13 protein-coding genes are annotated in these 14,010 nt (G+C 41.6%); 3 read left to right on the forward strand and 10 right to left on the reverse strand.

The features are described 5' to 3' along the window. Nucleotides 1-162: 162 nt before the first annotated feature. The 9 genes from dltD to GEZ85_RS08410 form a co-directional block, all read right to left on the reverse strand. Complete coding sequence (gene dltD / locus GEZ85_RS08370; protein WP_153210029.1) at nucleotides 163-1,431, reverse strand: D-alanyl-lipoteichoic acid biosynthesis protein DltD; 1,269 nt, start codon at nucleotides 1,429-1,431, stop codon at nucleotides 163-165. After that, complete coding sequence (gene dltC / locus GEZ85_RS08375; RefSeq protein WP_000351967.1) at nucleotides 1,424-1,663, reverse strand: D-alanine--poly(phosphoribitol) ligase subunit DltC; 240 nt, start codon at nucleotides 1,661-1,663, stop codon at nucleotides 1,424-1,426. The genes dltD and dltC overlap by 8 nt, the downstream gene beginning before the upstream one ends. A 13-nt stretch (nucleotides 1,664-1,676) precedes the next feature. Next, a complete protein-coding gene (gene dltB, locus GEZ85_RS08380; protein ID WP_153210030.1) occupies nucleotides 1,677-2,921 on the reverse strand; it encodes a D-alanyl-lipoteichoic acid biosynthesis protein DltB in 1,245 nt (414 codons plus the stop codon). Continuing rightward, on the reverse strand, nucleotides 2,918-4,468 hold the full coding sequence (gene dltA / locus GEZ85_RS08385; RefSeq protein WP_004235747.1) for a D-alanine--poly(phosphoribitol) ligase subunit DltA: 1,551 nt from the start codon (nucleotides 4,466-4,468) through the stop codon (nucleotides 2,918-2,920). The genes dltB and dltA overlap by 4 nt, the downstream gene beginning before the upstream one ends. Nucleotides 4,469-4,488: 20 nt before the next feature. Further along, nucleotides 4,489-4,620 carry a teichoic acid D-Ala incorporation-associated protein DltX gene (locus GEZ85_RS08390; protein ID WP_000813667.1) on the reverse strand — a complete coding sequence of 44 codons (132 nt, stop codon included), beginning with the start codon at nucleotides 4,618-4,620 and terminating at the stop codon, nucleotides 4,489-4,491. 224 nt (nucleotides 4,621-4,844) lie between these two features. Continuing rightward, the gene (locus tag GEZ85_RS08395; RefSeq protein WP_004255366.1) at nucleotides 4,845-5,549 is read right to left on the reverse strand and encodes an MIP/aquaporin family protein; all 705 of its coding nucleotides are present in this window, start codon (nucleotides 5,547-5,549) and stop codon (nucleotides 4,845-4,847) included. A 70-nt stretch (nucleotides 5,550-5,619) separates the two neighbouring features. Further along, nucleotides 5,620-7,446 (reverse strand): type 1 glycerol-3-phosphate oxidase, encoded by a 1,827-nt coding sequence (gene glpO, locus GEZ85_RS08400; protein WP_153210031.1) that lies wholly within the window; start codon nucleotides 7,444-7,446, stop codon nucleotides 5,620-5,622. 41 nt (nucleotides 7,447-7,487) lie between these two features. Then, a complete protein-coding gene (gene glpK, locus GEZ85_RS08405; protein WP_060627350.1) occupies nucleotides 7,488-8,996 on the reverse strand; it encodes a glycerol kinase GlpK in 1,509 nt (502 codons plus the stop codon). Nucleotides 8,997-9,155: 159 nt separating this feature from the next. Further along, nucleotides 9,156-10,583: an AcpB/EbpR/MafR family transcriptional regulator gene (locus GEZ85_RS08410; protein ID WP_153210032.1), complete on the reverse strand. Its 1,428-nt coding sequence runs from the start codon at nucleotides 10,581-10,583 to the stop codon at nucleotides 9,156-9,158. A gap of 164 nt (nucleotides 10,584-10,747) precedes the next feature. Here GEZ85_RS08410 and hslO point away from each other — a divergent pair, with 164 nt between their 5' ends. Together hslO and dusB are read left to right on the forward strand one after the other, a co-directional pair. Further along, on the forward strand, nucleotides 10,748-11,620 hold the full coding sequence (gene hslO, locus GEZ85_RS08415; protein WP_049499132.1) for an Hsp33 family molecular chaperone HslO: 873 nt from the start codon (nucleotides 10,748-10,750) through the stop codon (nucleotides 11,618-11,620). After that, on the forward strand, nucleotides 11,607-12,587 hold the full coding sequence (gene dusB, locus GEZ85_RS08420) for a tRNA dihydrouridine synthase DusB (RefSeq protein ID WP_000183317.1): 981 nt from the start codon (nucleotides 11,607-11,609) through the stop codon (nucleotides 12,585-12,587). Before hslO ends, dusB begins: the two co-directional genes overlap by 14 nt. Nucleotides 12,588-12,657: 70 nt before the next feature. Here dusB and GEZ85_RS08425 read toward each other — a convergent pair whose 3' ends face one another. After that, the gene (locus GEZ85_RS08425; RefSeq protein WP_153210033.1) at nucleotides 12,658-13,356 is read right to left on the reverse strand and encodes a hypothetical protein; all 699 of its coding nucleotides are present in this window, start codon (nucleotides 13,354-13,356) and stop codon (nucleotides 12,658-12,660) included. 278 nt (nucleotides 13,357-13,634) lie between these two features. Here GEZ85_RS08425 and GEZ85_RS08430 point away from each other — a divergent pair, with 278 nt between their 5' ends. Next, nucleotides 13,635-13,865, forward strand: coding sequence for a hypothetical protein (locus GEZ85_RS08430; protein WP_153210034.1), 231 nt, complete (start codon nucleotides 13,635-13,637; stop codon nucleotides 13,863-13,865). Nucleotides 13,866-14,010 lie beyond the last annotated feature (145 nt).

Raw genomic sequence — 14,010 nt, forward strand, 5'->3', positions numbered from 1 at the left:
TTGTCCTTTCTAGATATTAGCTTTTCTTCAACCCACTACAGTTGACAAAGAGCCAAAAAAGAAAGGGCAAATTTTGTCCTTTCTCGAGCTTAGCTTTTCTTCAACCCACTACAGTTGACAAAGAGCCCTAGTTTCATCCTTGAACTCTTCTATAATTATGATCTATTGAAATTCCTTGACATCTCCATCATAAGTAGCCCAGTCTTTACTGAAAAAGCGCTCATTCAGATGATAAGTCGGGGCTGGTGTGGGATTGGATAGGAAAGGATCAACTGCCTTGTCAAAAGCCAACCAACCTAACCAACCAATATGAATTGTATCTTTTACAAAATAAGGTTCAGCACCATTTTTTGAAAAATCTGCTATATTGGTAAAACCTTGACTTTCTAACTGATAACGAATCTTTTCAACTGCATGTTGATACATATCTTGATTTAACCCTGTATAATCAATCCATTTTTTATTAACAGGTTGAATCACAAACAATACATTTACTTTTGAATTCGCAAATTGATTTAAAACTAATTGCAAGTCATTATATTCAGATGATTTTAGAAAATTATAATTTTTCTGATAATCCTTCCACTTTTTTAAATCTTTCTTTACTTGCGTATCATAGAAATGATTTTCCATCCCCATATCATTATTCGTGGTATTTGCTTCAGCATCTTTTACAGCAATTTCTCTCAATGCATCGTAGGAAAATTTATCTGGTAAGTCTTTTAAATACTTCTCCACACGATCTCTATATTTTTCTCCATCATTCACTGACAATTGTCCAAATAGAAATGATTGTTTTTGGTTGAATCGTGCCAATGTATCTATAAGTGTCTGATCTATTTCTGAAAGTTGCTCACCCTCGGTTATTTTTTTGACTATATCTCCCAATACTACATCAGGATACTTTGTCATTAAACGCTTAGCAGCGTAACGACTTGACACATCTCCAGACTGATTTTCTAAAAAAGCGCCCAATTGATCCGTGTTAAAATACCTACGAAAAACTGCAGGTTCATACTCTGTTTCTGTGAACCACTGAGGAGAAATAACAAAAACAGCTTGTTTATTTTCTATCTCTGGCAATATTTGCTGCATACCAAAGTACTGATTCAAAGAAGCTGCTCCTGCTTGACCTAAAAAATAGGGTCTATAGGAACGATTGTACTTCTCTGCTAAAACAGCTGGATGCATACTATCAAATCGAATCCACTCACTAGAACCAAAAAAGGGAATAAATCGTAGACTTGGATCCGAAAGAGCTCTCACTTTCTGAAATCTTTCTCTGAAACTTTGTGTACTAATCGCTGCTGCATATCGTTTTTCTTGTGATAAATTATAACTTTTACTAGTAGGATAAAAGAAAATGAGCAAAAAAACCAACAAACCAGCTGTCATGACTGGTCCGAAGATCATCCATAAGCGTTTAAGCATTTTGTAACTCCACAATACCAGCTATGATTTTATTAGCTGTATTCCAGTCGTCACGACCAAACTCTGTTACAGGGACACGAATATCAAAACGGTTTTCAATCTCCACAATCAACTCAACCGTTCCCATACTATCCAAGACACCTGCATCAAAAAGATCTTCATCCATCATGTCAGAAACATCTTCCATAAACAACTCATCAATAATTTCGATAACTTCTGATTTGATATCCATATTTTATTTCCTTTTATTTTTTAAACCATAAATCATTCAAAAATCCAGAAAAGATTAAGAATGACAGCATGACGACATGGAAGGTGACAACCATGCCAAGCAACTGAATCCAGCGATTCTCAGGTAGAGCAGCTTTCCCTGCTTTTTTCCGTTCCTTATTGAGCGTTTTTTTCTTACGAATCCAAGCGTCATTGATAACCAGTCCAATCCCATGAAAGAGTCCATAGGCGATGTAGTACCAGGTCACACCGTGCCAAAATCCCATAATCAGCATATTTACAATGTAGGCCACACTTGAGGTTACATTGCGATTCTTAAAGACCTTCTTTCTGGTCAATACCATCACCATTCGCATAAAGACAAAGTCACGGAACCAGAAAGAAAGACTCATGTGCCAACGATTCCAAAACTCTTTTAAATCCCTTGATAAAAAGGGCTTGTTAAAGTTGATGGGGCTACGGATTCCCATCAAATTTGAAATGGCCAAGGCAAACATAGAGTAACCTGCAAAGTCAAAGAAGAGCTCCATACCAAAGGTATACATAACCGCTAAAGCATAGGGGTTAAAGAAGCCACCTGACTGCAGAGCTAGATTCTTCAGAGGAGGTAGTAAAGTTTCTCCTAAAACATGAGCTAGGATAAACTTGTACAAAAATCCCCACATGATATAGCGAACAGATTCATCCAGCATATCCATCAACTCATCCCGCTCAGGAATGGTCTGATAATTTTCATTAAATCGCTTAAAGCGATCGATTGGGCCACTTGAAAAAGTCGGCATGAAGAGAAGAAAACGGAGGTATTCCCAGAGGGTAAAATCCTTAATCACTCCATCTCTCAGTTCGATGATAATCCCAACCGAACGAAAGGTCAGGTAAGAAATACCCAAAAAGCCAAGCAAAGACTGCGTTCCATTGATAGCCGGCTGCACCTTGACAAAGATAATCGGAAGGAGGGACAGAAAACTAACTAGGTAGAAGACCCACTTGCCATCCTTACTTTTTCGATAATGCTTGTAGAAGAGTACGAGCAATATTTCCCAGCAAAGGTAAATACCCAAGGCAACCAACTGATTGGTCTTCCCACCTACCAACATGGTGACGATAAAGAAGAGACTAACCAATACCTCGTACCAGGCAAAGCGTTTCTTGAAAAAGAGACCGATAAAGATGGGCAAGGTTGCAGCAATCACATAGACAAAATACTGAGGATTCCCATATGGCTCTAAATGAGGAAGCTGTTGAAAGAACTCCATCATCTCTTATTCACCTCGTTAATCAATCCTTTGATGTCAATTTTTCCATTTGGAGTCAGTGGCAGACTGTCTCGATAAAGGAATTTAGACGGCATCATGTAGGACATCATGATATCTGTTAAATCTTCCTTGATAGCCTTGGTAATATCAATATCTCGCTCAAACTGCTCACGAACACCGTCTTTCAAGATGACATAAGCCAATAGATTTTGCACCTTGTGGTCTTTATTATAACGTGGCACAGCTACAGCAGACTCGATAAAGCGAGACTTGTTGAGGTTTTGAGAGACATCTTCTAACTCAATGCGGTAACCGTTGAACTTAATCTGGAAGTCCATGCGTCCGCCGTAGAGAAGCAAGCCTTCATCTGTCATAGTTCCCACATCTCCTGTATGGTATGCTGGTAGACCTTCAAACTCAAAGAAGGCTTCCGCTGTTTTTTCAGGATTGTTCATATAACCTTTTGAAACAGCTGGTCCCGAAACAATGATTTCTCCCTGTTCGCCATTTGGCAATTTATTGCCGTCCTCGTCAATGATAAAGGTTGGAGAATCGGCCTTGGTATAGCCGATTGGTAGGCGTTTGAGAGTCGCTAACATCTCGTCTGTCACAGCAACAGCTGACAGGGCTACTGTCGCTTCTGTTGGGCCGTAGGCATTGATAATACGGGCATTTGGGAAACGTTCGCGCAGTTTTTGAGCCGTTTTAACCGTCAATTCTTCGCCATCAAAGTAGAAATGCGTGATGTCAGGCATTTTCTCACTATTAAAGGCTTCAGACAACATGGCCATATCTGCAAAAGAAGGGGTTGATGTCCAGATAGCGATTGGCAATGAAAAGATGGTCGCAAAGAGTTGCTTAAAGTCCTGAGTAATAGCTGAAGGAAGAGCGAAAAGCGTACCACCCAGTGCCAAGGTCGGCGCCCAGTACATGACAGACAGGTCAAAAGAATAAGGTGGCTGAGCCAGCATTTGCGGACGACTTGGCGTCGCAAATTCCTTATCCGTAATCATCCAGTTGGTAAAACTGAGGAGGTTATCATGGGAAATCTGCACTCCCTTAGGCTTACCAGTCGTACCAGAAGTAAAGATAATGTAGTAGTTATCATCTCCCTTGACTGGATGCGTGATCTCATAGCTAGTCCCTTGAGCAAAGGCTTCATGAACCTGAGCTAGATTCAACATCGGTGTAGAAATCTGCTCCAATGGAAAATCTGAGATGGCAATAATCAAGCTTGGCTCTGCTACTTCTAAAATAGCCGAAACTCTCTCCAAGGCCGAATGGCTATCAATCGGAATGTAGGCATGACCTGACTTAGTCAGCGCTACAAATGTTGCCAACATTTCATATTCTTGGCCTCCAAAGACAACCACAGGAGACTTCTCTGGTAAATCCAGTTGATCGATGGCTGCAGCCAAACTATCCGAATCAGCCTTTAAATCTCCATAAGTGTGTTCCTGTCCCAAAACATTGTAAACAGGATAGCTAGGCTGTGTCTGAGCAAAATGCTCAATGGTTTCAATCATATCTACTATTGGTTTATTTGACACAATAGGGATTCTCCTTCAAGTTAAAATTCATTATAGATAAAGCTTCCTTGACCCTGACCAAGATAGCTAAAAAAGTAAAGCAGCCCCAGAAAGATAAGAAAATACAAGGCTGTCCGACCAAGAAAGAGGTACAATTCTTTTCTCTGTTTCATCAAGAAAAACCATTCATTTCTGTAATTTTTAGCTAAAATAAGAGTGATTCTTACTAGCTTATTTTTCTACCATTGTACCACTTTATATAGTATTTTTTCAATTGTTTGCCGTAGATTTTCATTATATTTAAGCTAATTTTAAAATTATGCGGTTTTTCTATGTATATTTTTAAAAAAGCCTGAGATTTTCATCTCAAGCTTTATCAACATAATTGTTTTCTAGATTAGAAAAGTGAGAATACAAGCACGGCCAAGGCTGCACCGATAACAGGTCCCACAACAGGAATCCAGGCATAAGACCAGTCTCCGTCTCCCTTGTTTGAAATTGGAAGGATACTGTGCATGATACGAGGTCCAAGGTCACGTGCAGGGTTCAAGGCATAACCTGTTGTCCCACCTAGTGATAGACCGATACCGACAATCAAAGTTCCCACTGCAAAGGTTCCGATTCCTGCTTGAAGGTCATAAAGTCCCAAAGCAAAGATTGTCAATACCAATACAAAGGTGCCAAGGATTTCGCTAATCAAGTTTGATACAGTATCTTTTATAGCTGGGCCTGTGCTGAAAGTAGCCAAAATATTTCCTGCATTTTCTTCTGCCTCATAATGTGGCTTGAATTGCAACCAAACCAAAATCTGACCGAGCATAGCCCCTGCGAACTGGGCTAAGATATAAGGCAAAACGGAAGCCCAAGGCAAGTCACCTTTTAAAGCTACACCAATTGTCACAGCTGGGTTTAAATGAGCTGGACTGAGTTTTCCAGATACAAAGACTGCAACTGCAACTGCAATCCCCCAACCCATCGTAATCACAATCCAACCTGAGCTGTTGCTCTTGGTTTTAGGAAGAACCACACCTGCAACAACACCATTTCCTAGAAGAATCAGGATTAAAGTCCCCAAAAATTCTCCAAATAATTCATTCATCATCTTTCTGTCTCCATTAAAAAGAAGGAGAGGGTAGACTAGGAGTCCTGCCCTCCACCTCTTTTATTTTTTCTTAATTTTTTAATTCTGCTAAATCGTTGTTAGCGAGAGCTGATTCGACATCAGCACGGTAAGCTGCTTTTTCTTCTTCTGACCAATCATAGAATCGTCCCATTTCATCCAAAACTGGCTCAACGATGCTATCCAAACTATCACGCATAAAGAGCATGTGGTTGGTACGACGAAGGAGGAAGTCAACTGGGCTCAGAGCCAACTCATTGCGCATTGCATAGTGAAGGGACAAGGTATCTGCCAAGCTGAGTCCTGGTGCTTGTTCTAAACTATGAGCAAGAGCAAAGACTTTCGGTGCATTTGAACCGTAAAGATTTGCTAGGTAATGAGCTTCCTTGCTATCCAAACCACGTGACACTCCAAGTTGCGCAAAGGCTTCGATTTCTGAGTCTACATTTGCTGGGTTCAATTCCCCACCTGAAACAGGGTATGTCTTAGAGTTGATGAGTTTAAAGCTGCGGTCAAATTCTGCTTTGAGGATGTCAACCACGCGCTCCATAGCTCCTTCAGCCATCTTACGGTAGTCTGTGATTTTACCACCAGCAAGGGTCAAAAGACCATTATCATCACGGTCCAAGCTAGAACCACGAGAAACTGCAGATGGGTCCAAATGTTTCTCAGAGGTACTGCTTTCAAGCTTGCTGACAGCAGACTCAACATCTTCACGCGTTTTTTCTTTAGAAAGATAAGATTCAACAGTCGCAATCAAGTTGTTAAAGCTTTCATCACTGATGGTTCCGTTATTTCCTCCATTGTAGTCAGAAGCGCTATTGCCTGCGATCAATGGACGAAGACCTGCCCAGCTACTTTCGATATCATCAATGGTGATGTTGGCTTCTGGGAAGCGGTTGTTGACAATGCCAAGTAGGTAATCTACATCTTCCTGAGTCACTTTTGGATGTTCCAAATCACCTGTGTAGTCTGTATCAGTTGTACCAAAGTAAGTCTTGTTTTCACGTGGGAGAACAAAGACCATACGACCGTCACCCAAACCTGTGTCAAAGTAAACTGGCTGTGAAACCTTGATCTTACTTGAATCCACTACCAAGTGAACTCCCTTAGTTGGACGCATTTGTGAGAATTGGGTTCCCTTATTAGACAAATTGCGCACCTTGTCGCTCCAAGGACCTGTTGTGTTAATCACCAGACGAGCTTTGATTTCAAAGACTTGGTCTGTCAACAAATCACGAGCTACAACACCTGTAATCTTGCCACTTTCGTCAAATAGGAAGCCTTCTGCCTTCACGTGGTTGGCAATGAGAGCACCGTCTTGGTTGGCACGTTTGATGTTTTCAATCACGAGACGCGCATCGTTGTTACGGAAGTCAAGGTAAACCCCGCCTCCTACCAAGCCTTCTTTCTTCAAGTTTGGCTGGCGTTCCAAGACTTCTTCCTTACTCAAAACCTTGTTAGCAGCTGGCGTGTTATTAACCCCTGCCAAAAGGTCATACAAGTCCATAGCTACTTTAAGACGGAAGAGGCTAAAGGTCGCTCCATCTTCTTCGTAAACTGGCAAGAGCATTGGATCCGGTTTTGGAATATGTGGAGCGATTTGTTGAACCACTGCACGTTCTGAAACTGTATCTGATACCACTTCTACGTCGAATTGTTTGAGGTAACGAAGACCGCCGTGAACCAATTTTGTTGAACGGCTGGATGTTCCTTCTGCGAAGTCCTGCATTTCAATCAAACCAGTATCTAGACCACTAGCTGCCGCCTGCAAGGCTACACCAGCACCGGTGATTCCTCCACCGATAATCAAGAGGTCCAAGGTACGTTCCTGCATTTTTTTAATTGATAATTCACGTGTTTTCTTTGAAAATTCCATATTTACACACTTTCTAACTAAGTCGCTTTATTCTTCCAGTATTAGTCGTCTACTTCCGCAAAGACTTGGGTTGCTTTCACAGCTTTCTTCCATCCCTTGTAGAGTTGTTCCTTGCGAGATTCGTTCATAGATGGCTCGAAGAGCTCTCCTGTCTCGTTTAAGAGTTTCAACTCATCCAAGTCTTTCCAATAGCCCACTGACAAACCTGCTAGGAAGGCTGCCCCTAGAGCTGTTGTTTCCAAGTTTTTAGCGCGTGCGATATCGATTCCTAAAATGTCAGCTTGGAACTGCATGAGGAAATTGTTCATAGCTGCACCACCGTCTACTTTCAAGACTTGGATAGCTGTTTGAGCATCCACTTGCATGGTGTCGATGATGTCACGCACTTGATAAGCGATAGATTGCAAAGTCGCCTTGATAAAGTCTTCTTTAGTTGTTCCACGAGTTAAGCCAAAGACAGAACCGCGAGCGTTTTGGTTCCAGTATGGAGCACCTAGACCTGTAAAGGCTGGAACAACATAAACTTCATCATTGTTGTGAGAATCACGAGCGTATTTTTCAGACTCTGGTGAATTTTCAACCATGCGAAGACCATCACGAAGCCATTGAATGGCACTTCCTGCGATGAAGATAGAACCTTCCAAGGCATAGTAAACCTTGCCATTGATTCCGTAACCAATGGTTGTCAAAAGATTGTTTTCAGACAACTGCATTTCTTCACCAGTATTCATGATGATGAAAGAACCTGTTCCGTAAGTATTTTTAACCATACCTGGTTCAAAGGCCAACTGTCCAAAGAGGGCCGCTTGTTGGTCCCCAGCCATACCTGAGATTGGAACTTCTCCACCATAGAAGTGGAATGGAGCTGTCTTACCGTAGATTTCAGAGTTAGAACGAACCTCAGGCAACATTGCTTTAGGAATATTGAGGATTTCTAAAATCTCATCATCCCATTTGAGTTCTTTAATGTTATAAAGCATGGTACGAGCTGCATTTGAGTAGTCAGTCACGTGAGCCGCACCGTCAGTCAATTTCCAAACCAACCAAGTATCGATGGTACCAAAGAGCAATTCCCCTTTTTCTGCTCGCTCTTGAGCGCCTTCTACATGATCCAAAATCCAACGAACCTTAGTCGCTGAGAAGTAAGCATCGATGATCAAACCAGTCTTTTCATGGAATTTTTCCACATAACCTTGGTTTTTTAGTTGCTCAGCCAAAGGGGCTGTTTGGCGAGACTGCCAAACGATAGCGTTGTAGATAGGGAGCCCTGTTTTCTTATCCCAGACAACAGTTGTTTCACGTTGGTTGGTAATTCCGATTGCTTCGATTTGACTTGGCTTGACACCACTTTCGATGAAAGCACCCGCAATAACTGACTGGACTGAGTTCCAAATTTCATTGGCATTGTGCTCTACCCAACCTGCCTGAGGGAAAATCTGGGTAAACTCTTTTTGACTCGAGCTGACCTTTTCTCCTTTTTTGTTGAAAATAATGGCACGAGAGCTTGTAGTCCCCTGGTCAATGGCCATGATGTATTTTTCTTGTGACATGTGCTGTCCTCCTGATAAAGATCTTGAGGATGTTTCCTCTTTACACTTACTAGTATACAAAATAAAGCGCTTTCTTGTTTATCAACTTTTTTTAATTTTTTAAAAAATGTGAGGAGATTGTGTGAATTTCACAAAAAAGACCTGGAACGACCAAGCCTTTTAAGTGAATAATAACTGACGAATAGCCGCCAAATCTTCCATATCCAAGTCATTTTTTAAATAATAGACTGGTGTTTGTTCCTTCTTATGAATCGGGTTATTGGTAACCAGCAAATCATAATGTCGAGTTCGGTCATAGGCTTCAATGGTAATAAAACGATTGTATTCCAAATACCGTTTTAAAATGGCTGCCATCCTTGAAAAGACAAGAAAACCAGATGTCAAATCCAGACCAATCCGCATATGCTGACCACCATTTTCTGCCATATATTCCATCAACTGGAGCCATTCCCAGAGAATCTTCTTATCTAAGTCTGTCCCCTGCTGAAAGGCAGGCAAGGCACGAAAAATCTCCTCTGCCGTTCCCCTAAAATCATGTTCCATCAGCAAATAGGGATGACGATTCTCCAACTGGTACTTGTAGCGGTCCTGTAAAATATAGCCCTTATAGAGATAGACTTGAGCACAGAGCTGGCTGAGTTCATAGGTAACGTGATCCTCTGTATAATCACCCAGCAACTCCTCCTTCTTCATCTCTTGAATCAATTGTGTCAGTAAATCTGCCAACTGCCCTCCAAAACCAAGGATATACTCCATAGTATGAAGAGGAAGAATGCGATGAGATAGAAGGAAAGAGAAGAATATCATCATCTCACCATCCTCAGTTCCTAGAGGAAGGTGTTGCCCGGCAAAAAAGGAAGGAGCCTTTCGATGCAAACGAAGGTAGAAAATATTGTCAAAATACCCTCGCATTTTCTCTTCTATCACTTGAAACTGACAGGCATTGACCCGAAGACGCTGTTGACTGATGTGAGACCAGAGAACCAAATCCAATTTCTGCCCCGAAGACAAACTTGCACCGCAGATTTCTTCTAAAGTGGCAATCTCCTGTTTTCTCTCTGGTTTCTGCATGTGACCTTCCCACTCCTGACTGGACCAAACCTTGCGGAAAAGACAGAAATAGAAATAGCGAATCTGATGCTCTGGACCTCGCCACCGGCCATTTTGAATGGATAAGTCAAATTCTGACAAAATATGATTCAAGCTGGACAAGTGGCGACCAAGCGTGGCCTCGCTAATCATCAATTCTTGAGCCAGCTGATGGGCCAAAAACTGTTGGTGGTAAAGAAGATAAACAAGAATCTGATATTTAACAGCATTCTCCAAAAACAGGCTACGGATATCTCTCCCCTTGGTAGCTGCACCGATCGACAGGCGCAGATTTTCATCTTCTAAGTGGATTGTCAGCTCTAAACCACTGTCCAAAGCCTTGTCATTGAGCAGGGTGACATATTTAGTTAGGGTTGCTTTTGAAAATCCTGTTTCCTCCATTACAGCCTTGACAGTCGTCTGAGACTCTTGTAAGAGAAAGGAAAGGATTGAAAATTGGCCAGATTCAGCCTTTTCCATCAAGTCTCCTAAATACATTTGTTACCCCTTTCATTTTCTACCTTAAGCATAGCATAAATCTTACAAATGCTGAAATAATCTGTTTCTCTTTTTATTTCCCTGCTAAATTCCCGGTCCATTATCCTAAAAATCAGCAAACACACGGCTCCCCCTTTGGGCATTTTTATGCTAAAATAGTAGCTATGGATAAAATTATTAAAACAATATCAGAAAGCGGAGCCTTTCGTGCTTTTGTCCTTGACAGCACAGAAACCGTCCGCACTGCTCAAGAAAAACACCAAACCCAAGCCAGCTCAACTGTAGCACTTGGTCGAACTCTTATCGCTAGCCAGATTCTCGCAGCCAATGAAAAAGGAAATACCAAACTAACAGTTAAGGTGCTGGGATCTAGCTCCCTAGGTGCTATCATCACCGTCGCTGATACCAAAGGTAACGTCAAAGGCTACGTTCAAAATCCTGGTGTTGACATCAAAAAGACTGCAACTGGTGAAGTTCTAGTTGGACCTTTTGTTGGAAATGGTCAATTCCTCGTTATCACAGACTACGGTACTGGAAATCCTTACAACTCTATGACTCCCCTTATCTCTGGAGAAATTGGTGAAGACCTTGCCTTTTACCTGACTGAAAGCCAACAAACACCTTCAGCAGTCGGTCTCAATGTCCTTTTGGACGAAGAAGACAAGGTCAAGGTTGCAGGTGGTTTCCTAGTCCAAGTCTTGCCGGGAGCCAAGGAAGAAGAGATTGCTCGCTTTGAAAAACGCATCCAAGAAATGCCAGCTATCTCGACCCTTCTCGAAAGTGAAGACCATATCGAAGCCCTCCTCAAGGCTATCTACGGGGACGAGGCCTACAAGCGTCTTTCTGAGGAAGAAATCCGTTTCCAATGTGACTGTAGCCATGAACGCTTTATGAACGCTCTTGCTAGCCTTCCAAGCTCAGACTTACAGGAAATGAAAGAGGAAGACCACGGGGCAGAAATCACTTGTCAATTCTGCCAAACAACTTACAACTTTGATGAACACGACCTGGAGGAACTCATTCGTGACAAATCTTAATACACCCTTTATGATTGGCAATGTTGAGATTCCCAATCGTACCGTTTTAGCGCCCATGGCTGGCGTGACCAACTCAGCCTTTCGTACTATTGCAAAAGAGCTCGGAGCTGGACTCGTTGTCATGGAAATGGTCTCTGACAAGGGAATCCAATACAACAACGAAAAAACCCTGCATATGCTTCATATCGATGAAGGCGAAAACCCTGTTTCTATCCAACTTTTTGGTAGTGATGAAGACAGCCTGGCACGCGCAGCAGAATTCATCCAAGAAAACACCAAAACCGATATCGTGGATATCAACATGGGCTGCCCAGTTAATAAAATCGTGAAGAACGAAGCTGGCGCTATGTGGCTCAAGGACCCAGACAAGATCTACTCTATTATCAACAAGGTTCAATCTGTCCTTGATATTCCACTTACTGTCAAAATGCGTACAGGCTGGTCTGACCCGTCTCTTGCAGTAGAAAATGCCCTCGCTGCTGAAGCTGCAGGTGTTTCTGCCCTTGCTATGCATGGCCGTACCCGCGAACAAATGTATACGGGTCATGCAGACCTTGAGACCCTTCACAAGGTCGCTCAAGCTTTGACCAAGATTCCATTCATCGCCAACGGTGACATCCGTACGGTCCAAGAAGCCAAACAACGCATCGAAGAAGTTGGTGCTGACGCAGTTATGATTGGCCGCGCTGCCATGGGAAATCCTTACCTCTTCAACCAAATCAACCACTACTTTGAAACAGGAGAAATCCTACCTGATTTGACCTTTGAGGACAAGATGAAAATCGCCTACGAACATTTGAAACGCTTAATTAACCTCAAAGGAGAAAACGTAGCAGTTCGTGAATTCCGTGGACTCGCTCCTCACTACCTCCGTGGAACATCTGGCGCAGCTAAACTCCGTGGAGCCATTTCACAAGCTAGCACCCTAGCAGAGATTGAAGCCCTCTTGCAATTGGATAAGGCATAATAGTTTAAAACCCGTAACTCTCTTAAAGGTTACGGGTTTTTGATTGTAAAAATTCAAATAATGAGAGCTATTATTGACTCAAAGCAACACTGGAAACCTTACCATCCGCTCCTGTTGTAATTTGGATAACTTTCCCTCCACCGATTTTAGCATTATACTTACCATCGTCAAGAGTATAAGAATAGCCTTTGATAGAGTAATTTTCTTTCTTTCCATCAGCAGATTCTACTGTAAATTGACCACCTGATGAAACTGTGATGGTTTCGCCATTTGCTCCCTTCCAATTGCCCGCTGCAGCTGAGAAATCACCATCTACCATGGTTAAAACACCCTTGTAGCGTTTATTTTGCTCTGCTTGTTTGTCTTGAAGTTTGCGGTCAGTTGTAGGATCATAGCTTGATTGGTTAGACTGGGCTTGAGAAGCCTGTTGAGTTGAAGGAGTCTGAGCAGGAGTTTGTTGACTAGCCGCCTGTTGATTAGCCACTTCTTGACCTTGTCTTTGCTCTGGTGCAGGTGCCGCTTGTGATGGTGTTGCACTTACTGAAGACTGGTCAGTAGACGCCTTGGCCTTTTCAGATGAAGCTGAACTTGAGGACTTCTGAGTCTTGCTTTCTTTGCTAGCAGAAGCTAATTTAGAACTTGATGATTGGCTTGTCTTAGCAGAACTGCTTGCTTGAGTTGTTTCCTTTTTATTTCCACAAGCTCCTAATAGCAAGGTTGAAGCCAATACAGTTGCTGCCATCAATTTGATATAGGTTTTCTTTTTCATTTTTCTACTCCTTTGTAATATTTTAGAAATATAAAGAAATCTTTTTGTAATATAATTGTAACATTAGGATTTAAATATGTCAACAATTTATCTAAACTATTTTAAAAATCTTAAATACTTTAGATACATTTACTCCTCCTACTCTTCTATTCGTAATAAAACGGAAAAGCAGGAGATTTTCCTATTAAAAATTTGAATTTATTTTTGTGTAATCGCTTGCACCTTTAAGTGCAAAGGAATATAATAACATTGAAATAGAATATAGGAGGTGCACTCTTATGCTAAATAAGTATTATAAGTATCTTCCTTGGTTGATTTTGGGAGCAATTGGCTCTTATCAATCAGCCACTTACTATGCGCGAACTGCATTTGATGTCTTCTATCTGACTACAATCTTTTTGATTGTTTATATCGCTTTGTTATTTTTGCATGAGAACTATCTCAAGTATCGATATAAAGACTTCTTTACTCACATGTTGAGCAATTCTAAGAAAGATAGCCACCCATAAAAGCAGTCACAACACAAAACGGCTCTTTGTCAACTGTAGTGGGTTGAAGAAAAGCTAAGCTCGAGAAAGGACAAATTTCGTCCTTTCTTTTTTGATGTTTAGAGCGATAAAAATCCTTTTTTTGAAGTTTTCAAAGTTTCGAAAT

It is taken from the genome of Streptococcus mitis (assembly GCF_009496205.1).
In the GTDB taxonomy this organism is placed as follows: Bacteria; Bacillota; Bacilli; order Lactobacillales; family Streptococcaceae; genus Streptococcus; species Streptococcus mitis_BN.